A 21718-nucleotide genomic window follows, 5' to 3' on the forward strand; every position below is an offset into this window, starting at 1 on the left:
AAAAGTGGCGCATTATGCAGACGTCAGCGGGGGATCGCCAGAGTCTGCATTGCTTTTATGATAGTTGAATGTCGGTTCAGCCGAGTTCAACGATTTCATAGTCGTGGGTGATCGCCACGCCAGCCGCGCCGAGCATGATCGACGCCGAGCAATACTTCTCCGCAGACAGCTCGATGGCGCGCTTGACCTGGGCTTCCTTCAGGCCCCGGCCCTTGACCACGAAATGCATGTGGATCTTGGTGAAGACCTTTGGATCTTCAGCCGCACGCTCGGCGTCGAGAAAGGCTTCGCAGCTTTCAACGGCCTGACGCGACTTCTTCAGGATGCTGACCACGTCGAAGTTGCTGCAACCGCCGACACCCAGCAAAAGCATTTCCATCGGGCGAACCCCGAGGTTACGACCACCGGCGTCCGGCGGGCCGTCCATCACCACGACATGACCGCTACCGGATTCGCCGAGGAACATGGCTTCGCCAGCCCATTGGATGCGTGCCTTCATCGCCCAGACTCCACTGTAAAAAAAGGGTCGCCAGCTTAGCACAGCACTTTGTCTGGGCAGGAACGACGTCCTAGGACAGATGATTTCTGGTTGTAGGTAATTTCTCGAATTTTCGACGAAGTGTCTGGTAAGCTGGCGCCAATTCGCTGGCGCCCATTCGTCAGCCCTGTAGCGACCGCCTTCAGCGCCTCATAAAAACTCAAACATCACCGTGCAGTCTTTTCGGGATACAACCATGGTTGCTATTACCCCCACACCCAAAATCAAGAACATCGACAAGCTGCTGATGCATTGCCAGCGCCGGCGTCATGCGGCCAAGAGCAACATCATCTGCGCCGGCGATCGCTCGGACACGCTGTACTTCATCATCAAGGGCTCGGTCACCATCCTCATCGAAGACGACGATGGTCGCGAGATGATCATCGCCTACCTGAACGCCGGGGATTTCTTCGGCGAACTGGGCCTGTTCGAACAAGCCGGCCACGAACAGGAACGCAGCGCCTGGGTGCGGGCCAAGGTCGAATGCGAAACCGCGGAAATCAGCTACGCCAAGTTCCGCGAACTGTCGCAGCAGGACCCAGACATTCTTTACGCACTCAGCGGACAAATCGCACAACGCCTGCGCAACACCACGCGCAAAGTCGGCGATCTGGCGTTTTTCGACGTCACCGGTCGAGTCGCCCGTTGCCTGCTGGAACTGTGCAAACAGCCGGACGCCATGACGCACCCGGATGGCATGCAGATCAAAGTCACCCGCCAGGAAATCGGTCGGATCGTCGGTTGTTCGCGAGAGATGGTCGGCCGCGTGCTCAAGGATCTTGAAGAACGCAACCTGGTCGACGTGAAGGGCAAGACCATGGTGGTCTTCGGGACTCGCTGAGCCTGTCAATCAGGCGCTGTAGATCTGCGCCAGCATCAAACGAAACAGTTCATCGAGACGCGCCAACGCTTGTGGCGCGTTGAATTTCTCATGCAGGGCGATGTGGCTTTGCGCCCTCACCCGCTGCTCCAGCCCGCAGGCTTCATTGAAGCGATTGACCGCGGCGACCATTGACTCGCGTTCGTCATCCATCAGCATCGCACCGTGCACCAAGCCAACCGGACGTTGTCCGCCCTGACTCTGACGCCAGCGCTGAGCGGTGCCGACCATCTTGCGGCCGTCGAGATTGACGTTGAAGCGGCCATCGCAGAATGCACCGTCGATTTCGCCCACCGACGATGTGCCACCCAATTCATCCAGCAACTGACAGATCGGATCGCACAAGCGGCGGTAGCCGGTTTCAATGCGGTTCAAGTCGCCCTCGCTGCGAGGCGGCGTATAGACCAGAGCAATGTTGATGGTTGCAACGGATTGCGGCACCGGCTCGCCGCCGGTCTCTCGCAGCAGCACCGGCCAGCCAGCGGCAGCGGAGACTGCGCAGGCGTGGTCGAATTGCGGGAGACGGTTGAGGCGGCGCGGCATGACTAGCGCGCGGTCGGTGGGTTGCCAGAACAGCAGGCCGAATTCGGCGTCGCCGGCGCAGACCGAGGCCAACAAGTCCTGTTCGGCTTGCAGGCCGGATTCGATGGTCAGCGGGGTTGGCAGCGACATGGAGGGGCTCCGGCAGATTGGATCTCTTTAGCGGAATTCAGGGCCTCTTCGCGAGCAGGCTCGCTCCCACACTGGAATGCATTTCCCTGTGGGAGCGAGCCTGCTCGCGAATGAGGTCGACTCGGTCAGTCGAGGGTCGAACCGCTTACTACCGGACCGCCGCGCTCCGGGAAGAACAGGCGTTGCAATTCAATCCCCGGATTTTCCGCACGCATGAACGCTTCGCCGACCAGGAAGGAATACACATCGCTGATTTCCATCAGCTCGACATCGGCCCGATTGAGGATGCCGCTCTCGGTAATCACCAGGCGATCGCGCGGGATGCGTGGCAGCAGGTCGAGGGTGGTTTCCAGGCTGACGTCAAAGGTGTGCAGGTTGCGGTTGTTGACGCCAACCAGAGGCGTGTCGAGGGTTTTCAGCGCGCGCTCCAGTTCGTCACCGTCGTGCACTTCCACCAATACGTCGAGACCGACGACTTTGGCCACGGCGGCCAGTTCGGCCATTTTCACGTCGTCGAGTGCGGAGACGATCAGCAGCACGCAATCGGCGCCAAGCGCGCGGGCTTCAACGATCTGGTACGGATCGATCATGAAGTCCTTGCGGATCACCGGCAGCTTGCACGCAGCGCGCGCCTGTTGCAGATACGCATCGGCGCCCTGGAAGTAATCGATGTCGGTCAGCACCGACAGGCAAGTCGCCCCGCCCTTTTCGTAGCTCTTGGCGATGTCGGCCGGGACGAAGTCTTCGCGGATCACGCCTTTGCTCGGCGAGGCCTTTTTAATTTCAGCAATCACTGCCGGCTGTTTCTTCTTCGCCTGCGCCAGCAAAGCCTGGGCAAAACCACGGGGTGCATCGGCCGCCTTGGCCAGACTTTCCAGCTCGCTCAGGCTGACCCGAGCGCTGCGCTCGGCGACTTCCTGAACCTTGCGCGCCAGAATGTTTTCCAGAACCGTCGGTACACTCATCCTTCATTCTCCACTTTGAATACCGCGGTAAAGGCACCCAGCTCCTCGAGCTTTTCCCGAGCGAGGCCGGTGTGCAGCGCGTCATGCGCCAGCTCCACACCTTGTTTCAGACTGCTTGCCAGGTCGGCGGCATACAGCGCCGCACCGGCATTGAGCACAATCATCTCGGCCGCTTTCTGGCCGTTTTCAGTTTTGCGCTTGCCGAGAGCATCGCGAATCAGCGCCAGCGACGCTTCCGGGCCTTCGACCGAGAGGCCGTGCAGGCTCTGGCTCTTCATGCCGAGGTCTTCCGGTTCGACCCAATACTCAGTGATTTCGTTGTTTTTCAGTTCGGCGACAAAGGTCGGCGCGGCGAGGCTGAATTCATCCAGACCATCCTTCGAATGCACCACCAGCACATGCTTGCTGCCGAGTCGCTGCAAGACTTCGGCCAGTGGCCGGCACAGCGCCTGAGTGAATACGCCCACCACTTGATGTTTCACACCGGCCGGATTCGTAAGCGGGCCGAGCATGTTGAACAGCGTGCGCAGGCCGAGTTCGCGGCGCGGGCCGGCGGCGTACTTCATCGCTTTGTGATGGGTCTGGGCAAACATGAAACCGATGCCGACGTTGTCGATACAGCGCGCAACTTGCACTGGAGTCAGGTTCAGGTAGATGCCGGCAGCTTCCAGCAGGTCGGCGCTGCCGCTTTTGCCGGACACCGCGCGGTTACCGTGCTTGGCCACAGTGCAACCGGCCGCGGCGACAACAAACGAGGAAGCGGTCGAGACGTTGAAGATGTTCGCACCGTCACCGCCGGTACCGACCACATCGACCACGCCGTCGAGGGTTTTCAGCTCGACCTGATCGGCCAGCTCACGCATCACCGACACGGCGCCGACGATCTCGTCGATGCTCTCGCTCTTCATGCGCATGGCCATCATGAACGCGCCGATCTGCGCTTCGGTGCACTGGCCGGTCATGATCTCGCGCATCACATCGCGCATTTCATCGGTGCTGAGGTCGAGGTGATCGACGATACGGCTCAGGGCTGTCTTGATATTCATGGGAAGTCCTTACCGCGTGCCGCCGGTTTGTTTGAGGAAATTGGCAAACAGTTCATGACCCTGCTCGGTGAGGATCGACTCGGGGTGGAACTGTACACCCTCGATGTTCAGGGTCTTGTGACGCAGGCCCATGATTTCGTCGACCGAGCCGTCGTCGAGTTGGGTCCACGCGGTCAGCTCCAGGCAATCGGGCAGGCTCTCGTGCTTGACGATCAGCGAGTGATAGCGGGTAACGGTGAGCGGATGATTGAGGCCGGCAAACACGCCCTTGTCCTCGTGGAATACCGGGCTAGTCTTACCGTGCATGACCTGGCGGGCACGCACTACATCACCGCCGAAGGCCTGGCCGATGGACTGGTGGCCGAGGCAGACGCCGAGGATCGGCAGTTTGCCGGCAAAGTGCTTGATCGCGTCGATGGAAACGCCCGCCTCGGTGGGCGTGCAAGGTCCGGGGGAAACCACGATGCGCTCGGGATTCAGCGCTTCGATTTCGGCGATGGTCAGTTCGTCGTTGCGCACCACTTTGACCTCGGCACCCAGCTCGCCGAGGTATTGCACAACGTTGTAGGTAAAGGAGTCGTAGTTGTCGATCATCAGCAACATGGCGTTTCGAACCTCTTGAATTCTGACTTGATGACAGCCTTCAGATGACTTGCCCGCAGGGCGCTGCGCGATGTCGGACGCGCAGAGGGCGCCAGCACAGCGGCATTTCAAACAGACAAGGAAGGCAAAGTGATACAGATCCGGCGGAGCCGGCAGAGAAGATTCAGGCGCGCCAACGCCAGCGGGCGTGTGCCTTGATGACTTGATCCAGAAGTTTGCTGGTGATCAACACGGGGAAGGTCTCGTTCATACGTTCCGGCACAGTAACTTAGCTGGGCGGAGCGTGCAATATGGCGGGGCCTGCGGCTTATAAAACGGCAGAAGGATTCGCGACCGATGGCAAAACGCCGAACGTTTTTGGTACTGTCGTTTCGTTCACCTACAACAATAAATAAACGGACTTGCCCATGATCAGACAGACGTTGTTTGTACCGCTGGCCAGCTGCTTGCTCGCAATGGCCTGCGCTCAGGCCAATGCAGCGCCCAATCCTTATTCGAGTTTCATCGTCTTCGGCGACAGCCTCAACGACGCCGGCACCTTCGCCGACTCGGGCGGCCCGGCGGGTTCCACCGAGCGTTATACCAACCGTACCGGGCCGGTTTATCAGGATGGCAGCGGCGAAGTTCATTCATTGAATTCCACGCAACTGCTCGGCGCCCGCCTGGGCTTTTCGCCCGACCAGACAGCCTCTTCCAGCTCCGCGGTGCGTGCGGAAAACGGCCAGCCCGACGGCAACAACTGGGCGGTCGGCGGCTATCGCACTGACCAGATTCTCGACTCGATCACCACCCAATCGGCCACCGGCGAACGCACCCGTGCCGGGTACCTGCCGTCGAACGGCTTTCGCGCCGACCCGAATGCGCTGTATTACATTTCCGGTGGCGGCAACGACTTCCTCCAGGGCCGCATTCTCAGCCTGCCCCAGGCCAACGCCGCAGCCGATCGGCTGGCCGACAGCGTGCAGACACTGCAGACCGCCGGCGCCAAATACGTGATGGTCTGGCTGCTGCCCGACGTGGGCCTGACCCCGGCGCTCAATGGCACGCCGCTGCAAGCGTTCAGCAGCACCCTCGCCAACCAGTTCAACAGCCAGTTGGTGACGCGCCTGCAAGGCATCAACGCCGAAGTCATTCCGCTGAATATCCCGGTGCTGCTCTCGGAAGTCTTCGCCGACCCGGGACGCTTTGGTCTGGCCACCGACCAGAACCTCACCGCGACCTGCTTCAGCGGCAGCGGCTGCCCGGAAAACGCCCGTTACGGGATCAACAGCGCCACGCCGGACCCGACCAAGCTAATCTACAACGATGGCGTGCACCCGACCGAATCCGGGCAGAAACTCATCGCCGATTACGCCTACTCCCTCCTGGCAGCACCGTGGGAACTGAGCTTGCTGCCGGAAATGGCCCATGGCACCGTGCGTGCGCATCAGGATGAATTGCGTAACCAGTGGCAGGCGGATTGGGAAAACTGGCAAGCGGTCGGCCAATGGCGCGCTATCGTCTCGGCGGGCGGACAGCATCTGGATGTCGACACCCAGAGCAGCGGCGCCAGTGCCGATGGCAGCGGTTACAACCTCAACCTCGGCGGCAGCTATCGCCTGAACGAAGCCTGGCGCGTGGGCGTGGCGGCCGGTTTGTACCGGCAGAATCTCGAGGCCGGCCACAACGACTCCGACTACAAACTCAACAGCTACATGGCCACCGCGTTCGCCCAGTTCCAGCAGAATCGCTGGTGGGCAGATGCCGCGCTGACCGGCGGCAAACTCGACTACGATAACCTCAAGCGCAAGTTCGACCTCGGCGCCAGCGAGGGCGCGGAGAAAGGCGATACCGACGGCAGCCTGTGGGCGTTCAGCACGCGCCTCGGTTATGACATTGCGCAACCGGGCAGCCAATGGCATCTGTCGCCGTTTGTCAGCGCCGATTACGCCAGTGTCGATGTCGACGGCTATTCGGAAAAGAGCAACCGCGCCACCGCGCTGACCTTCGATGACCAGAGCCGCGATTCGAAACGCCTGGGCCTGGGCATTCAGGGCAAGTACAACTTCACCGCGCAAACCCAGGTGTACGGCGAATACGCCCACGAGCGTGAGTACGAAGATGACGTGCAGAAGGTCAACATCGCCCTCAATACCCTGCCGGCCAATGACTTCACCCTTGAAGGCTATACACCGGCAAGTCACCTGAACCGCTTGAGTCTGGGGGTCAGTCACAAGCTGACGGCGGACCTGGCGCTGCGCGGGGGTTATACCTTGCGCAAGGATGATGACTTCAAGCAGCAGGGACTGAATGTCGGGGTTGTGCTGGATTTCTGAGTCGTAGGTGCAAAAAAAGCGGCGCCCTGACAGGCGCCGCTTTTTTTTAGGCTACACACAAATCGAATGTGGGAGCGAGCTTGCTCGCGAAGAGGGTGTGTCAGTCGCCATTAATGTTGCCTGAAACGCCGCTTTCGCGAGCAAGCTCGCTCCCACAGGGTTTGGTGTTGGCTCAGGCTTCCGGGGTCTGCTCGGCCAGGGCCACGGCGCGGAACATCGCGCGGCGTTTGTTCAGGGTTTCTTCCCATTCCAGCGCCGGCACCGAGTCGGCGACGATGCCGCCGCCGGCCTGTACGTGCAGCTCGCCGTTTTTGATCACTGCCGTACGAATGGCAATCGCGGTGTCCATGTTGCCGTTCCAGGCAAAGTAACCGACCGCGCCGCCATACACGCCACGCTTGACCGGCTCGAGTTCGTCGATGATTTCCATCGCGCGAATTTTCGGCGCCCCGGACAAAGTGCCCGCCGGCAGAATCGCCCGCAGTGCGTCCATCGCGGTGAGGCCCGACTTCAACTGGCCGGTGACGTTGGAGACGATGTGCATGACGTTGGAATAACGCTCGATGACCATTTTCTCGGTGAGCTTCACCGAACCGATTTCCGAAACGCGCCCGGTATCGTTGCGGCCCAGATCGATCAGCATCAAGTGCTCGGCGATCTCCTTGTCATCCGAGAGCAGATCCTGCTCCAGCGCCACATCGGCTTCTTCAGTCGCGCCGCGTGGGCGAGTGCCGGCAATCGGGCGCACGGTGATCAGGTTGTCTTCAACGCGCACCAGCACTTCCGGGGAACTGCCGACAACATGGAAATCGCCGAAGTTGAAGAAATACATATACGGCGTCGGGTTGAAGCAGCGCAGGGCGCGGTACAGATCGATCGGCGCAGCCTTGAAATCGATCGACATACGCTGCGACGGCACGACCTGCATGCAGTCACCGGCCAGAATGTATTCCTTGATGGTATCGACGGCTTTTTCGTAATCGTCCTGGGTGAAACTGGAACGGAACACCGGATCAGCCGATTGCTGTTTGCTGAAATCCAGGCCACGACGCGGGGTAATCGGCTGACGCAGTTGCTCGAGCAGTTCCTGCAAACGCGCCTGACCTTGCTCGAAGGCATCGGCCTGCGCAGGGTCGGCAAGGACGATCGCGTGCATCTTGCCGGCCAGATTGTCGAACACCACGACGGCATCGGAAACCATCAGCAGAATGTCCGGCACGCCCAGCGGATCCGGGTTCGGGCACTTGCCCAGACGCTTCTCTACATAACGTACGCAGTCGTAACCGAAGTAACCGACCAGGCCACCGTTGAAGCGCGGCAGACCGGCGATGGTCGGCACGTTGTAGCGCGCCTTGAAGGTTTCGACGAAGGCCAGCGGGTCTTCAACGTCGTGGCTTTCGGTCTCGACGCCATCAACAGTGATGCTGACGTGATGGTCGTGCAGCCGCAGCACGGTGCGGCACGGCAGGCCGATGATCGAATAACGGCCCCATTTCTCACCGCCCTGCACCGACTCGAGCAGGTAGGAGTTGGGCTGGTCGGCCAGTTTCAGGTAGATCGACAGCGGCGTGTCGAAGTCGGCCAGGGTTTCGCAGGCCAACGGGATGCGGTTATAGCCGTCAGCGGCCAGACGCAGGAATTCTTCGCGAATCATAAGGTGCCTCGTGGTGTGAGGTGCAATCAGTCAGTCAGGCAAACGCGCCGGCAGGGCCGGCCAGAATCAGTCAGGCGCGCCAACGCCAGCGGGCCAGGGCCTTGATGACTTTCATCCAGAGTTTGCGGGTGACCACCACGATGGCGTTTCCAGAAGGGGGTTGGACAGCGTCGGGCAACGTTATCCCACCGGCCAGATCCAGGCAACCGGGAATTAGTTTGCGCAAATCGTCGATCACCAGTGCCGGGGATTCTTCGGCAATCGGCCGGCCATGGTTGTATCCGTAGCTCAGCGCCACGCACTTGACCCCAGCCGCTTTCGCCGCCTGCACATCGCTGCGCGAGTCGCCGACGAACAACGATTGCGAGGCCGGAATGTTGGCCATTTTCATCACGAAAAACAGCGCCGCCGGGTCAGGCTTCTTCTGCGGCAGGGTATCGCCGCCGATGATCCACTTGAAGTAGCGGCCGATCTTCATCTGATCGAGCAGCGGCGCGACAAAGCGCTCGGGCTTGTTGGTAATCAGCGCCATGGCCACGCCTTGCTTGTGCAGCCACTTGAGCGTGTCGCGCACACCGGGATAGACCACGGTCAGCTCATGGCTGGCGCCGTACGCCTCCATGAAAATTTCCAGGGCGCGCTCGGCTTCGGCGTCATCCACCGCCGAATGCTCGATGCCACCCGCCAAGGCCCGACGTACCAGCACCGGCGCGCCGTTGCCGACCCATTCGCGCACCGCTTCGATGCCCGCCGGCGGACGGCCGAGGGAGAGCAGCATGGTGTCCACCGCCGCTGCCAGGTCGGGAACCGAATCGATCAGCGTGCCATCCAGATCGAACATCACCAACCGTGGCAGTTGCCCCGGGAACAGCTGCTCAAAACCGCTCATGGGCGCGCCAGAGCCAGTTCGGAACGCATCTTGTCGATGACTTCCTGATAGTTCGGCGCGTTGAAAATGGCCGAGCCGGCGACAAAGGTGTCAGCGCCAGCGGCGGCGATTTCGCGGATGTTGTTGACGTTGACGCCGCCGTCGATTTCCAGACGGATATCGCGCCCCGAAGCGTCGATGATCGCCCGCGCTTCACGCAGTTTGTCGAGGGTGCCGGGAATGAACTTCTGCCCGCCGAAGCCCGGGTTGACGCTCATCAGCAGGACCATGTCGACTTTGTCGATCACGTACTTGAGCACGTCCAGTGGGGTCGCCGGGTTGAACACCAGGCCGGATTTGCAACCGCCTTCACGGATCAGTTGCAACGAGCGATCAACGTGCAGCGTGGCTTCCGGGTGAAAGGTGATGTAGGTCGCGCCGGCTTCGATGAAGTCGCCAACGATGCGGTCCACCGGGCTGACCATCAGGTGCGCGTCGATCGGCGCGGTGATGCCGTACTTGCGCAGTGCTGCGCAAACCATCGGGCCGATCGTCAGGTTCGGCACGTAGTGGTTGTCCATGACGTCGAAATGGACGAAGTCGGCGCCGGCGGCGAGAACGTTGTCCACTTCCTCGCCGAGGCGGGCGAAGTCGGCGGAGAGGATCGACGGAGCAATTACGAAGGGCTGCATGACGCACCTGTGCTGAGCTAAATCACGATGGCGCGCATTGTATACCTCAAGTTTCCACGCGCGCACCGGGACCGCGATGATTGGGTTGTGCCATGCCCCTCAGCGAGCGTAACTCAGTAGGCCGCGCGATAGATCTTCTCGATGTCGGCGGCGCTGAGTTGGCGCGGGTTGTTGCGCATCAGCCGCTCGATACCGGCGGCCTCCACGGCCATCGCCGGAATTGCTTCCTCAGGCACACCGAAACTGCGCAGCCCGGCTGGAATTTCCACCGCCGCGCACAAATCGCTCATGGCCTGCACGGCTTTGTCCGCCGCTTCGCTGGCGCTCAGATGAGCGGTCTTCACGCCCATGGCTTCGGCAATATCCTGCATGCGTTCGACGCAGGCCATTTTGTTCCAGGTCATCACATAGGGCAGCAGCAAGGCATTGCTGACACCGTGGGCAATGTTGAAGCGCCCGCCCAGCGGGTACGCCAGCGCATGCACCGCACCGACCCCGGCATTGCCGAACGCCATGCCGGCCATGAGGCTGGCGGTGGCCATGTCTTCGCGCGCTTGCAGGTTGGCGCCGTTGGCGTAGGCCTTGGGCAGAGCCTTGGCGATCAGCTTGATCGCGCCGATGGCGAGGGAGTCGGTGATCGGCGAGGCATTGACCGACAGATAGGATTCGATGGCGTGCACCAGCGCATCGACGCCACTGGCGGCGGTGACGCTGCGCGGACAGGTCAGGGTCATTTGCGGACTGACCAGCGCCACGTCCGGCAGCAGATAGTCGCTGACGATGCCTTTCTTCAACTGCGCGACCTTGTCCGAGAGGATCGCCACGTTGGTGACTTCCGAGCCGGTGCCGGCGGTGGTCGGGATGGCGATCAGCGGCGGGCCCTTGCGCGGCACCTGATCGACACCGAACAGATCTTCCAGCGCACCGTGGTAACCGGCGTAGGCGGCGACGCTCTTGGCGATGTCGATGGCGCTGCCACCGCCGAGGCCGATCAAACCGTCATGCCCGCCCTCACGGTAGGCACGCATGCAGTCTTCAACGATGGCGATTTCCGGGTCGGGCAGCACCCGGTCGAAAATCTCATACTCGCGCCCGCCGAGTTGTACCAGCGCCAGCTCGACAGTGCCGGATTTGACCAGCGCGGCGTCGGTGACGATCAGCGGGTTGTCGATATCCAGACGGGTGAGCTCGGCGGCCAGTTGTTCGATGGCTGCGGCGCCGGTGATCAGTTTGTGAGCGATTTTGAACTGGGACAGACTCATGGTGCGCAGCCTCTTATAGATGTGGGAGCTGGGCACAAGATTAGCTGGGGATTGGGGGTTGTCTGCTATTCAGGAGGTGAATGGTTGATCGGTAAAAGATCAAGAGCCCCTCACCCTAGCCCTCTCCCGGAGGGAGAGGGGACTGACCGAGTTGTACTCTCGAAGTACATCGACCTGAATTACCGAGTCGAACTCCGGCCGCGAAAGCCACGAAGATCTGCTCCCTTCCCCTCGCCCCCTTGGGGGAGAGGGCTGGGATGAGGGGGTAAGCTTTTGATCTTGATTTTAGATCTGAGCGGTACGCAGTTTCTCGCTACGCCCACGCAGCCATTCCAGGGTCAGCAACAAGATCACAGAGAAGGCAATCAGCAACGTCGCCGCAGCCGCAATCGTCGGACTCAGGTTCTCGCGAATCCCACTGAACATCTGCCGAGGCAATGTCGCCTGCTCAGGACCTGCGAGAAACAGCGTCACCACCACCTCATCAAACGAAGTCGCAAACGCAAACAGCGCCCCGGAAATCACCCCCGGCGCAATCAGCGGCAAGGTCACCCGACGGAACGCGGTCAATGGCGATGCACCGAGACTCGCCGCCGCGCGCACCAGATTGTGATTGAAGCCCTGCAACGTCGCCGACACGGTGATGATCACAAACGGCACACCCAGCACCGCATGCACGACGATCAGCGAAAAGAAGCTGTTGCCCAGCCCCAACGGCGCGAAGAACAGATAACTCGCCACGCCGATAATCACCACCGGAACCACCATCGGCGAAATCACCAGCGCCATCACCAGCGATTTGCCGGGAAAGTCGCCGCGGGTCAGGCCGATCGCCGCCAGGGTGCCGAAGATCATCGCCAGCACCGTCGCGGCCGGGGCGACGATGATGCTGTTCTTCAGCGCACGCATCCATTCCGCCGAGGCGAAGAAGTCGTGGTACCACTGCAGCGAGAAGCCCTGCAGCGGATAGACCAGGAAACTTCCCGAGTTGAACGACAGCGGAATGATCACCAGCACCGGCAGGATCAGGAACAACAGAATCAGGCCGCAGAGGATCCGCAGGCTGTAGAACCACACCCGTTCGATGGGCGACATGTAAGGACTCAGCATCGCAAATTCCCCTTAGCTCAGGCGCAGGCGACTGGCGCCGACCAGCCAGCTGTAAATCAGATAAAGCACCACGGTCGCCAGCAACAGCAAGCCGCCGAGCGCGGTGGCCATGCCCCAGTTGATGCTGGTATTGGTGTAGAAAGCGACGAAGTAGCTGACCATTTGGTCGTTCGGGCTGCCGAGCAGCGCCGGGGTGATGTAGTAGCCGATGGCGAGGATGAACACCAACAGGCAGCCGGCGCCGACACCGGCGTAGGTCTGCGGGAAGTACACGCGCCAGAAACTGGCGAACGGATGACAGCCGAGGGAAATCGCCGCGCGCATGTAGGTTGGCGAGATTCCTTTCATCACGCTGTAGATCGGCAGAATCATGAACGGCAGCAGGATGTGCACCATCGAGATGTATACGCCGGTGCGGTTGAACACCAGTTCCAGCGGTTTATCGATGATGCCGATGGCCAGCAGCGCGCTGTTGATCAGGCCGCCGGATTGCAGCAGCACGATCCACGCGGCGACCCGCACCAGAATCGAGGTCCAGAACGGCAGCAGCACCAGAATCATCAGCAGGTTGCTCTGCCGCGAAGGCAGGTTCGCCAGCAGGTAGGCCAGTGGATACGCGAGCAACAGGCAGATCACGGTGATAACCAGGCCCATCCAGAAGGTACGGGCGAAGATGTCGAGGTAGATCGCCTGATCCGGGGTGGCCGGGGCGATTTCGCCGAGGTCGTCGATGCGATGATCGACCGCCGCCAGCAAATAGTATGGGGTGATGCTGCTGGTGTTGCGTTTGACCGCCTGCCAGTAGGCGGGGTCGCCCCAACGTTCGTCGAGAGCTTCCAGCGCTTCTTTATAAGAGGCCGGTTCGCTGGCGAAGGGCAGCGCCCGGGCGGTTTTGGTCAACAGGCTGCGATAGCCGGCCAACTCCATGTTCAAGCGCTTGGACAAATCGCCCAGCGTCTGGTTTTTGCGCGCTTCGGCGAGGTCTTCGCCGGCGGCTTTGTAGACCGGTTCAGCGGGCAGGCCACGGCCGTCCCAACTGGCGATGGCCGCCACGGTGCGCGGCATGCCGCCGACCACTTCGGGGTTGCCGACGCTTTTGTAGAGCAGCGCCACGATCGGCACCAGAAACACCAGAAGCAGAAACAGCACCAGCGGCGCAATCAGCGCCTGGGCCTTCCAGCGGTTGACCCGCTCGGCGCGCTTGAGCTTCTGCTTCAAGGTGGGGCTGGCGCCCTCGTTCAGGGGAACGGCGATGGCCATGACGTACTCCGCAAATCTTTGATCGTTACAGAGGTGGCGAACCACCTCGATCGATTGATGCACACAGATCCAAATGTGGGAGCGAGCTTGCTCGCGAAGGCGGCGCATCAGTCGACATCGATGTTGAATGTACTGGCGCTTTCGCGAGCAAGCTCGCTCCCACAGGAGGGCGAGCCCTCGGTTATTTGGCAGCCCAGGAATTGAAGCGCTGTTCCAGTTGCTCGCCGTTGTCAGCCCAGAAGCTGACGTCGATCTGCACCTGGTTGGCGATGTTTTCCGGGGTGGTCGGCATGTCCTTCAGGACATCCTTGGCCAGCAGCGGCACGGCCTGGGTGTTGGCCGGACCGTAGGCGATGTTTTCCGAGTAGGTCTTCTGCTGCTGCGGCTGTACCGAGAAGGCGATGAACTTCTTCGCAGCTTCGGCACGTTTGGCGTCCAGACCTTTCGGGATGGCCCAGGCATCGAAGTCGTAGATGCCGCCGTTCCACACCACTTTCAGGTTGGATTCTTTCTGCACCGCCGCGATGCGACCGTTGTAGGCCGAGCTCATCACCACGTCACCGGAAGCGAGGTACTGCGGCGGTTGTGCGCCGGCTTCCCACCACTGGATGCTTGGCTTGAGCTCATCAAGCTTTTTGAAGGCGCGATCCTGGCCGCCCTTGCTCGCCAGTTCCTTGTAGACGTCTTTCGGCGCTACACCATCGGCCATCAGCGCGAACTCAAGGGTGTATTTGGCGCCTTTGCGCAGGCCACGCTTGCCGGGGAATTTCTTGGTGTCCCAGAAATCCGCCCAGCTGGTCGGTGCGGTTTTCAGCTTGTCAGCGTTGTACGCCAATACGGTCGACCAAACGAAGAAGCCCACGCCGCACGGCTGAATCGCGCCTTTGACGTAGTCTTCACTATTGCCGAACAGCGCCGGGTCGAGTTGCTCGAACATGTCTTCGTCGCAACCACGGGAGAGTTCTGGCGATTCAACTTCCACCAGGTCCCAGGACACGCTCTTGGTGTCGACCATGGCTTTGACCTTGGCCATTTCGCCGTTGTATTCGCCGGCAACGATCTTGCCGTTGCCCGCCGCTTCCCACGGTGCATAGAAGGCTTTGACTTGCGCCGCCTTGTTCGCCCCGCCAAACGACACCACGGTCAAGTCCGGGCCGGCAGCCATTGCGCCGGTCGCACCCATCAGGCCCAGAGTCAGGGCGGTGAACTTCAGGGATCTCAACATTTATTGTTCTCTCCACGTGCAGGGTTGGTGTTGGTATTGCCGGGGCGCTTGGTGCGCCTCTTAATGCGCTTCTGAAAGCGGATCAAGCGCGCGTACGTGCTCGACCTGCCAGCCAAGCGGTACCACGTCACCGACGCTGAGCGCAGGATCGAGCTCGGCAATCGGCTGTTTCACGAAGAAGTCGGTCTTGCCGCAGACTTCCAGGCGCACCCGGACGTGGTCGCCCAGATAGATGAATTCCGCCACCCTCCCTGAGAAGCGGTTGACACATTGATCGCTCGAACCGTTGAGGCTGACGCGCTCCGGACGGATCGACAGGGTCACTGGCTCGCCGGTCTGGCCAACGTTGACGGCCAGTGCCTCGACCTTCTCACCGCGCCCCAACTCAACGACGCAGCGCTCGCCGCTCTGGCTGAGCAGGCGGCCGTTGAGGCGATTGTTCTCACCGATGAAGTTGGCAACGAAAGTGTTTTTCGGCTCTTCATAGAGCGTGCGTGGCGGCGCGATCTGCTGGATCTCGCCTTGATGGAACACGGCAACGCGGTCGGACATGGTCAGCGCTTCGCCCTGATCGTGGGTCACGTAGACCACGGTCACGCCGAGACGCTGGTGCAGGTGCTTGATCTCCATCTGCATGTGTTCACGCAGTTGCTTGTCGAGGGCCCCGAGCGGTTCGTCCATCAACACCAGTTGCGGTTCGAACACCAAGGCGCGGGCCAGCGCTACACGCTGCTGCTGACCACCGGACAACTGCGCCGGATAGCGCGAAGCGAAGGCATCGAGCTGGACCATGCTCAGAACTTTTTTCACCCGATCGCTGACGTCGCTTTTGTTCAGGCCACGCACGGTCAACGGGAAGGCGAGGTTCTCCGCGACGGTCATGTGCGGGAACAGCGCGTAGTTCTGAAACACCATGCCGATGTCACGCTTGTGCGGCGGCACGTTGTTGATCGAACGCCCGGCCAGCAGAATCTCGCCAGCAGTCGGCGTTTCGAAACCGGCGAGCATCATAAGGCTGGTGGTCTTGCCGGAACCGGACGGCCCGAGCAGGGTGAGGAATTCGCCTTTGCGAATATCCAGGTTGAGGTCTTTGACGATCAGGTTCTCGCCGTCGTAGCTCTTCTGCACACCACGAAAGCTGACCAGCACATCACTGGCCCCTGCGCTTGTATCGACCTGGCTCATACCCACACCCTTGTTGTTGATGACTGCTTGTTCATCAAGCCTAGTGGCTGGCGCCAGCCACGCAAATCGGGGCGCAGGAGAGAATCGCTTAAGCACAATGGAAGGCTGGGGGTAGGGATTGCCCTACAAGGATGGCGTTAATGGATAAAGCACTGGCGAGCGGTGAGCTGCAAGCCGCAAGCAAGGGCAAAAGCACCTGTCGCTAATGGATATGCCAACCCGCAGATCCATTGTAGGAGTGAGCCTGCTCGCGATAGCGGTGCATCAGTCGATGAATTGTTCTCAGAGAGAACGCTATCGCGAGCAGGCTCACTCCTACAGTTGATCGCGGTGCTGGTCAGAGAAGTTTATGCTCCATCGCGTATTTGACCAGTTCGGCCAGCGAGGTGATGTTGAGCTTTTGCATCAGGCGCGCCTTGTGGGTGCTGATGGTCTTGCTGCTCAGGGCCAGTTGCTGGGCGATATCGTTGACGTTGGCGCCCTGGGCCAGGCGCTCAAACACTGAGAATTCGCGTTCGGACAGCAGCGAATGCAGCGGCCGGGTATCGGTCAGGCCGACTTCGAAAACCATGCGGTCGGCCAGTTCCGGGTCAATGTAGCGCCCACCCGCCGCGACCTTGCGGATCGCCGTGAGCAGCAGCGCCGGATCGCTGTCCTTGGTCGCATAGCCGGCGGCGCCGACCTTCAATGCGCGCGCGGCCATTTGCGCCTCGTCGTGCATCGACAGCACCAGAATCGCCGGCGGATTGTTCAGCGCACGGATGCGCGGGATCGCTTCAAGACCGTTGACGCCGGGCATGGAGATGTCCAGCAGCACCACCTCGCAAGGCACGCTGCGCAGGGTTTCCAGCAGTTGCTCACCATTGCTCGCCTCGCCCACCACTTGCAGATCCTTGGCCAGGCCGATCAATTGCTTGATGCCTTCACGGACGATGGTGTGGTCTTCTGCTACCAGTACACGGATCACGTTCTTCTCCTCAGCCAAAATATTTCGCGAGCAGGCTCGCTCCCACCTTGGAATGCATTCTCCCCGGTGGGAGCGAGCCTGCTCGCGAAGGCGTCAGCACTCACAACACAAACCTTCAGACCTCACTCACCGGCACCCACACCTTAAGACTGGTGCCCTCCCCCGGCTCACTCACAAGCTCCAGCCGCCCGCCCATGATCAGCACCCGCTCACGCATGCCGACCAGACCAAAGGACGTCGGCCTACCCTCGTCGACGGCGAATCCTACGCCATCATCGCTGACCGTCAGACACAATTCATCGCCCGCAAGCGCCAGGGTCAACTCCACCGTATGCGCCTGAGCATGACGCATCACGTTGGTCAGCGCCTCGTGCAAAATCCGGAACAGCCCCACCGCTTTGGCATCGCTGAGCGCCGGCAGGTTGTCCGGCACCTGCACCAGACACGGAATCTGCGTGCGCGCCTCGAAGCGTCGCGCCTGCCACTCGATCGCCGAGGCAATCCCGGCATCGAGAATCGGCGGGCGCAACGCCGTCGCCACATCGCGCACCAGCTGAAATAGTTGTGCGATCAGGCGTTTCATGCTGTTGAGCCGTTCGTTCAGACCCGGATCGAGTTGCGCGTAGGCCAGTTCGCACATCGACGTTTCCAGTTTCAGCACGGTGAGCATCTGTCCCAACTCATCATGGACCTCGCGGGCGATGCGCGCCTTCTCTTCTTCGCGCACGCTCTCCAGGTGCGCCGACAATTCACGCAACTGCTCGCGCGAAGCCGCCAGTTCCAGCTCGATGCGTTTGCTTTCGCTGATGTCCCAGACAATGCCGTCCCAGACGTAGGCGCCATCCTCCAGTTTTCGGGTGATCGCCTTGATCTCGGCCCAGCGCTGCTCGCCCTGGCGCGTGACGATGCGGCCCTGCCACGACCAGTCGCTGTCGGTGTCCAGCGCCTGATCCTGAGTGCGGTGATAACTGGCCTTGTCGTCGGGATGCACCAGACTGCGCAGGCCCATGTCGCGGTGAGCAATGGCCGCCGGCGCGTATCCGACCAGACTTTCACTGCCTTCGCTGATATAGGCAAAGTCGATCTGCCCGGTGACCGGCGCCCGTTCCAGCCGGAACACCAGACCCGGGACATTGGCGGCGATGCCTTGCAGGCGCGCTTCACTTTCCTGCAAAGCAGCGAGTGCGCGGCGGCGGTCTGTGACATCGGTGAGGTAGACCACCAGATATTCACTGTCACGAAAGCGCAGGAAACTCAGGGAAACATCCGCTGGCAACACGCTGCCGTCGGCGCGCAGGCAACTGGTTTCGAAGCTCAGCGGCCCTTCTTCGCTGGCCCGCGCACGCTTCCACAGGTTGAGCCAGCGGTCCATGTGCAGCCCGGGTTCAAAATCAATCAGCGGCCGCTCGATCAGCCCGCCCGAGGGATAGCCGAGCATGTTTTCCGCCGCCCGGTTGGCGTAGCGCACATGGCTGTCCCAATTCACCCAGAGAATGCCGACGGTGCTTTGATCGATGGAAAACTGCGTCAGCCGCAGGGCCTCTTCGCTGGCCGCGCGCAGTGCGATGTCCTCGCGGGCGCTGAGCAAGCGCTGCTCGAGGCTGTGTTGTTGGCGCCGCTGCCAGACCACGATCGCTGCGCAACTGAACAGCAGCACCGCGAACAGCAGGCTGAGGTTCTGCCAAAACCCCGGCGACTCGGTCAGCCGTGGGTATTTCGGTTGCAGCCATTGATTGTGCAGTTGTTCCAGATCCTTGGCCGGAATCGCACGCAAGGCGCTCTGGACGATGCCGGCCAGCTCCGGCCAGTCCCGCCGTGACGCCACGCGCAGCAATTGCGGCAGGCCGATATCGCCGACCACCACCAGTTCGGCGAACTCGGGCTCCACCGACAGGCGTCCCAACTGTGCTTCATCGACCACCGCGTAGGAGGCCTGCTGACTCAACAGCAACTGCAACGCCTGACGTTCCAGCGGCACGCCTTGCAGATTCAGGTGCGGATAGTTGCTGCGCAGGTAGTCGGCGGTGCTGCTCGGCATGCGCACGGCGACGCGAGTCTGGCTGTCGAGTTTTTCCAGATCGACCGTGCCGCTGCTTTTCTGGTCGCTGACCACCAGTTGCGGCACGCGCACGTACGGGTCGGAAAACTGCCAGAGGCGCAGTGCACTCGGGGTTTGACTCAGGCCCGGAGCGATATCGATTTCACCCTCGCGCAGAGCGCTTTCCAACTGCCCGAGGTCCTGGAAGTTGCGCCAGCTCAATTGCACGCCGAGGGTTTTGCCGAGCAGTTTCATCAACTCGACATTGGCCCCGGACAATCGCTGCAAGCGCCGATCGTAAGTCGCGTAGGGCGCCTGCAGGACCAGGCCGACGCGCAACTCATTGTGCTGCGCCAGCCATTGCTGCTGCTCTGGCGTCAGTTGCGCGGCATGGGCCGGTGGCGCAGGCGCCGCCCAGCCCATCAAGGGAAACCACAAACAGCCGATAACCCACAGGCAGCAAAATCGCTTCATTGAAGTCTCATACACTGACAAATTCTGACCAACCCATTAGGCTGCCGGGATACTTTCTGGCCTGGAATAACCGATGCCCTCTGTCTACCGCCTGGCACTGCCAGCATTGTGCCTGTCGCTGATCCTGCCCTGTGCGTTTTCCGTCGAAGCCGCCGACCCGGCGCCCGCCGCCACGGACAAGCCCGCCGAAGAAAAACCGGTCGAACGCCAGCCATTGCTTGAGCGTAGTCAGGAAGAGGCCGCCGCACTGCAACGTAAACTGCCGGCGCAAGAGCAGCAACAACTACAGGCAGGCAGCGACACCTTCCTCGCCTTGTGGAAACCGGCCAACACTGCCGAGCCCAAAGGCGCGGTGATCATCGTTCCGGGTGCCGGCGAAACCGCTGACTGGCCGCAGGCCGTCGGCCCGTTGCGACGCAAGTTGCCGGACGCCGAGTGGAGCAGCCTGAGTGTCACCCTGCCGGATCTGCAAGGCGACGCCATCGCCCCACGCGTGATCGAACCGGCCGCCGCGCCGAAAGCCCCGGAAACCGCGAGCAAAGACGCCACCACCGCGCAGCCGATCGAACAAGCCGCTGGCGGTGAAGCGGAAGTCGCTGAACAGGTGGTGGCCGAGACCAGCGAAGAACAAGCCAAGGCCGACGCTGATCGCATCTTTGGACGGATCGACGCGGCGATTGCCTACGCCGAACAGCAGAGCGCACGCAGCATTGTCGTGCTTGGTCACGGCACCGGCGCCTATTGGGCGGCGCGTTTTCTCAGCGAGCGGCAAACGCCGCAGGTAGAGAAACTGGTGATGGTGGATGCGCAGGCACCAGCCAAAGCCTCGCCTCCCCTGGCCGAACTGACCCCGACCCTGAAGCTGCCAACGGTGGATATTTTCTATATGGACAAAGCGCTGGATCGCAACGCGGCGCTGGAGCGCATGCAGGCGAGCAAGCGCTTGAAGACCTCAGCGTTCAGCCAGGTGGCGCTGAAGGTGTTGCCGGATAAAAAGGCCGAGCAGGAACAATTGTTTCGGCGGGTGCGGGGTTGGTTGAATCCTCAGGCTGTTGACTGACTGTCACATCGAGTCGCCCCTCTTCGCGAGCAGGCTCGCTCCCACATTTAACCGTGTTTTATCCGAAAGAACCGGGTCGAATGTGGGAGCGAGCTTGCTCGCGAAGGGGCCCTTGCAGGCGCCACATCTTTAATGCCTAGCGAAAATCCCGCCGCTCGCGGATCAACGTATAGGCACTGTGCAATTCCCGGGTACGCTCGGTCGCCTCACGCACCTGCGCCGGCGTCGCACCGCTGCCGGCGATCTTGTCCGGGTGATGGCGACTGAGCAAGCGGCGGTAGGCGCGCTTGATTTGCGCCGGCTCGCTGTTCGCCGACACCCCAAGCAATTTCATCGCGTCCTGATAGCTCACCGCCGCACTGACGATCGGCCGCTTGCCCGGCTCATAATCGCTGGCCAGGGCTTGCACCTGCTGCGGCGTCCAGCCCAGCCACTTGCCCCACTGCGTCAGCAACTCGCGTTCGCTGACACCGGCGCGACCATCGGCCCAGACCATTCGCCAACAAGCGCGCAACACGCCTTCAGTTGCATGCGGCTGCGTACTCAGACGGCGCAGATAGCCGCGCAGATGGTCGCTGCCGGACTTGCCGCGGTTGAATGCGGCAATGGCCCGTCGTGTCGCCGGCTCGCTCATTTCCAGCGCGCGCATTTCATTGCGCGCCTGCTGGATATGCCCGTCAGTGACACGCCCATCGCTCTTGGCCAGACGCCCGAGCAAGACGAACAGCAGTTCATCGTTGCGCAGCATCGGCCGGCCACCGAGCTTTTCCCGTAAGTGTCCCCAGCTCTGCAGCTGCAGGCGCCGATCCAGCGCCTGCCCCAACAATGCCCCAAGCATGGCCCCCGGAATGCTGGCAATCACATACCCCACTCCGGCTCCAATCAGAGTCCCTGGCCACAGCAT

At 61.3% G+C, this 21718-nt stretch carries 19 protein-coding genes; 3 read left to right on the forward strand and 16 right to left on the reverse strand.

Annotated elements, in window-relative coordinates; genetic code table 11:
* Positions 1–76: 76 nt before the first annotated feature.
* Positions 77–499 carry an OsmC family protein gene (locus J2Y90_RS03070; protein WP_253496337.1) on the reverse strand — a complete coding sequence of 141 codons (423 nt, stop codon included), beginning with the start codon at positions 497–499 and terminating at the stop codon, positions 77–79.
* 235 nt (positions 500–734) lie between these two features.
* On the opposite strand from J2Y90_RS03070, the gene crp reads away from it, so the two are divergent.
* The gene (gene crp, locus J2Y90_RS03075; protein WP_042610435.1) at positions 735–1379 is read left to right on the forward strand and encodes a cAMP-activated global transcriptional regulator CRP; all 645 of its coding nucleotides are present in this window, start codon (positions 735–737) and stop codon (positions 1377–1379) included.
* Between the two features lie 9 nt (positions 1380–1388).
* Here the strand turns inward: crp and J2Y90_RS03080 are convergent, their stop codons facing one another.
* The 4 genes from J2Y90_RS03080 to J2Y90_RS03095 form a co-directional block, all read right to left on the reverse strand.
* Entirely contained in the window at positions 1389–2090 is a 702-nt protein-coding gene (locus J2Y90_RS03080) for a lipoate--protein ligase family protein (RefSeq protein ID WP_253496340.1), read from the reverse strand.
* A 125-nt stretch (positions 2091–2215) separates the two neighbouring features.
* A complete protein-coding gene (trpC, locus tag J2Y90_RS03085) occupies positions 2216–3055 on the reverse strand; it encodes an indole-3-glycerol phosphate synthase TrpC (protein ID WP_253496343.1) in 840 nt (279 codons plus the stop codon).
* The gene (trpD, locus tag J2Y90_RS03090) at positions 3052–4101 is read right to left on the reverse strand and encodes an anthranilate phosphoribosyltransferase (protein WP_064365388.1); all 1050 of its coding nucleotides are present in this window, start codon (positions 4099–4101) and stop codon (positions 3052–3054) included. Before trpD ends, trpC begins: the two co-directional genes overlap by 4 nt.
* Positions 4102–4110: 9 nt before the next feature.
* The gene (locus J2Y90_RS03095) at positions 4111–4704 is read right to left on the reverse strand and encodes an aminodeoxychorismate/anthranilate synthase component II (RefSeq protein WP_253496346.1); all 594 of its coding nucleotides are present in this window, start codon (positions 4702–4704) and stop codon (positions 4111–4113) included.
* A 407-nt stretch (positions 4705–5111) separates the two neighbouring features.
* Here J2Y90_RS03095 and estP point away from each other — a divergent pair, with 407 nt between their 5' ends.
* Positions 5112–7019, forward strand: coding sequence for an esterase EstP (estP, locus tag J2Y90_RS03100; RefSeq protein WP_253496349.1), 1908 nt, complete (start codon positions 5112–5114; stop codon positions 7017–7019).
* Between the two features lie 172 nt (positions 7020–7191).
* Here the strand turns inward: estP and trpE are convergent, their stop codons facing one another.
* From trpE to J2Y90_RS03150, 10 genes are all read right to left on the reverse strand, one after another.
* Entirely contained in the window at positions 7192–8673 is a 1482-nt protein-coding gene (trpE, locus tag J2Y90_RS03105) for an anthranilate synthase component I (protein ID WP_253496352.1), read from the reverse strand.
* A 70-nt stretch (positions 8674–8743) separates the two neighbouring features.
* The gene (locus J2Y90_RS03110; RefSeq protein WP_253496355.1) at positions 8744–9562 is read right to left on the reverse strand and encodes a phosphoglycolate phosphatase; all 819 of its coding nucleotides are present in this window, start codon (positions 9560–9562) and stop codon (positions 8744–8746) included.
* Positions 9559–10233 carry a ribulose-phosphate 3-epimerase gene (rpe, locus tag J2Y90_RS03115; protein WP_003228808.1) on the reverse strand — a complete coding sequence of 225 codons (675 nt, stop codon included), beginning with the start codon at positions 10231–10233 and terminating at the stop codon, positions 9559–9561. The genes J2Y90_RS03110 and rpe overlap by 4 nt, the downstream gene beginning before the upstream one ends.
* A 113-nt stretch (positions 10234–10346) precedes the next feature.
* Positions 10347–11495 carry an iron-containing alcohol dehydrogenase gene (locus tag J2Y90_RS03120; protein WP_253496357.1) on the reverse strand — a complete coding sequence of 383 codons (1149 nt, stop codon included), beginning with the start codon at positions 11493–11495 and terminating at the stop codon, positions 10347–10349.
* A gap of 285 nt (positions 11496–11780) precedes the next feature.
* The gene (locus tag J2Y90_RS03125) at positions 11781–12605 is read right to left on the reverse strand and encodes an ABC transporter permease (protein WP_122748123.1); all 825 of its coding nucleotides are present in this window, start codon (positions 12603–12605) and stop codon (positions 11781–11783) included.
* Between the two features lie 12 nt (positions 12606–12617).
* Positions 12618–13865, reverse strand: coding sequence for an ABC transporter permease (locus tag J2Y90_RS03130; protein WP_253496359.1), 1248 nt, complete (start codon positions 13863–13865; stop codon positions 12618–12620).
* Positions 13866–14046: 181 nt separating this feature from the next.
* Positions 14047–15090: an ABC transporter substrate-binding protein gene (locus tag J2Y90_RS03135; protein WP_253496362.1), complete on the reverse strand. Its 1044-nt coding sequence runs from the start codon at positions 15088–15090 to the stop codon at positions 14047–14049.
* 60 nt (positions 15091–15150) lie between these two features.
* On the reverse strand, positions 15151–16275 hold the full coding sequence (locus J2Y90_RS03140; protein ID WP_253496365.1) for an ABC transporter ATP-binding protein: 1125 nt from the start codon (positions 16273–16275) through the stop codon (positions 15151–15153).
* A gap of 337 nt (positions 16276–16612) precedes the next feature.
* Positions 16613–17242 carry a response regulator gene (locus J2Y90_RS03145; RefSeq protein ID WP_003228820.1) on the reverse strand — a complete coding sequence of 210 codons (630 nt, stop codon included), beginning with the start codon at positions 17240–17242 and terminating at the stop codon, positions 16613–16615.
* 115 nt (positions 17243–17357) lie between these two features.
* Positions 17358–19754 (reverse strand): PAS domain-containing sensor histidine kinase, encoded by a 2397-nt coding sequence (locus tag J2Y90_RS03150; protein WP_253496367.1) that lies wholly within the window; start codon positions 19752–19754, stop codon positions 17358–17360.
* 73 nt (positions 19755–19827) lie between these two features.
* On the opposite strand from J2Y90_RS03150, the gene J2Y90_RS03155 reads away from it, so the two are divergent.
* Entirely contained in the window at positions 19828–20814 is a 987-nt protein-coding gene (locus J2Y90_RS03155) for an alpha/beta hydrolase family protein (RefSeq protein WP_253496370.1), read from the forward strand.
* A 136-nt stretch (positions 20815–20950) separates the two neighbouring features.
* On the opposite strand, the gene J2Y90_RS03160 is transcribed toward J2Y90_RS03155, so the two are convergent.
* Complete coding sequence (locus J2Y90_RS03160; protein ID WP_253496373.1) at positions 20951–21718, reverse strand: TerB family tellurite resistance protein; 768 nt, start codon at positions 21716–21718, stop codon at positions 20951–20953.

This window comes from Pseudomonas koreensis (assembly GCF_024169245.1).
GTDB lineage: Bacteria > Pseudomonadota > Gammaproteobacteria > Pseudomonadales > Pseudomonadaceae > Aquipseudomonas > Aquipseudomonas koreensis_F.

What these genes read in the sequence shown, in the direction of transcription:
- trpC (WP_253496343.1), bottom strand. Translation starts at nt 3,055, where the DNA reads ATGAGTGTACCGACGGTTCTGGAAAACATTCTGGCGCGCAAGGTTCAG.
- J2Y90_RS03095 (WP_253496346.1), bottom strand. Translation starts at nt 4,704, where the DNA reads ATGTTGCTGATGATCGACAACTACGACTCCTTTACCTACAACGTTGTG.
- J2Y90_RS03160 (WP_253496373.1), bottom strand. Translation starts at nt 21,718, where the DNA reads ATGCTGTGGCCAGGGACTCTGATTGGAGCCGGAGTGGGGTATGTGATT.
- J2Y90_RS03080 (WP_253496340.1), bottom strand. Translation starts at nt 2,090, where the DNA reads ATGTCGCTGCCAACCCCGCTGACCATCGAATCCGGCCTGCAAGCCGAA.
- crp (WP_042610435.1), top strand. Translation starts at nt 735, where the DNA reads ATGGTTGCTATTACCCCCACACCCAAAATCAAGAACATCGACAAGCTG.
- J2Y90_RS03140 (WP_253496365.1), bottom strand. Translation starts at nt 16,275, where the DNA reads ATGAGCCAGGTCGATACAAGCGCAGGGGCCAGTGATGTGCTGGTCAGC.
- trpD (WP_064365388.1), bottom strand. Translation starts at nt 4,101, where the DNA reads ATGAATATCAAGACAGCCCTGAGCCGTATCGTCGATCACCTCGACCTC.
- J2Y90_RS03125 (WP_122748123.1), bottom strand. Translation starts at nt 12,605, where the DNA reads ATGCTGAGTCCTTACATGTCGCCCATCGAACGGGTGTGGTTCTACAGC.
- J2Y90_RS03130 (WP_253496359.1), bottom strand. Translation starts at nt 13,865, where the DNA reads ATGGCCATCGCCGTTCCCCTGAACGAGGGCGCCAGCCCCACCTTGAAG.
- J2Y90_RS03110 (WP_253496355.1), bottom strand. Translation starts at nt 9,562, where the DNA reads ATGAGCGGTTTTGAGCAGCTGTTCCCGGGGCAACTGCCACGGTTGGTG.
- rpe (WP_003228808.1), bottom strand. Translation starts at nt 10,233, where the DNA reads ATGCAGCCCTTCGTAATTGCTCCGTCGATCCTCTCCGCCGACTTCGCC.
- J2Y90_RS03120 (WP_253496357.1), bottom strand. Translation starts at nt 11,495, where the DNA reads ATGAGTCTGTCCCAGTTCAAAATCGCTCACAAACTGATCACCGGCGCC.
- J2Y90_RS03070 (WP_253496337.1), bottom strand. Translation starts at nt 499, where the DNA reads ATGAAGGCACGCATCCAATGGGCTGGCGAAGCCATGTTCCTCGGCGAA.
- estP (WP_253496349.1), top strand. Translation starts at nt 5,112, where the DNA reads ATGATCAGACAGACGTTGTTTGTACCGCTGGCCAGCTGCTTGCTCGCA.
- J2Y90_RS03150 (WP_253496367.1), bottom strand. Translation starts at nt 19,754, where the DNA reads ATGAAGCGATTTTGCTGCCTGTGGGTTATCGGCTGTTTGTGGTTTCCC.
- J2Y90_RS03135 (WP_253496362.1), bottom strand. Translation starts at nt 15,090, where the DNA reads ATGTTGAGATCCCTGAAGTTCACCGCCCTGACTCTGGGCCTGATGGGT.
- trpE (WP_253496352.1), bottom strand. Translation starts at nt 8,673, where the DNA reads ATGATTCGCGAAGAATTCCTGCGTCTGGCCGCTGACGGCTATAACCGC.
- J2Y90_RS03155 (WP_253496370.1), top strand. Translation starts at nt 19,828, where the DNA reads ATGCCCTCTGTCTACCGCCTGGCACTGCCAGCATTGTGCCTGTCGCTG.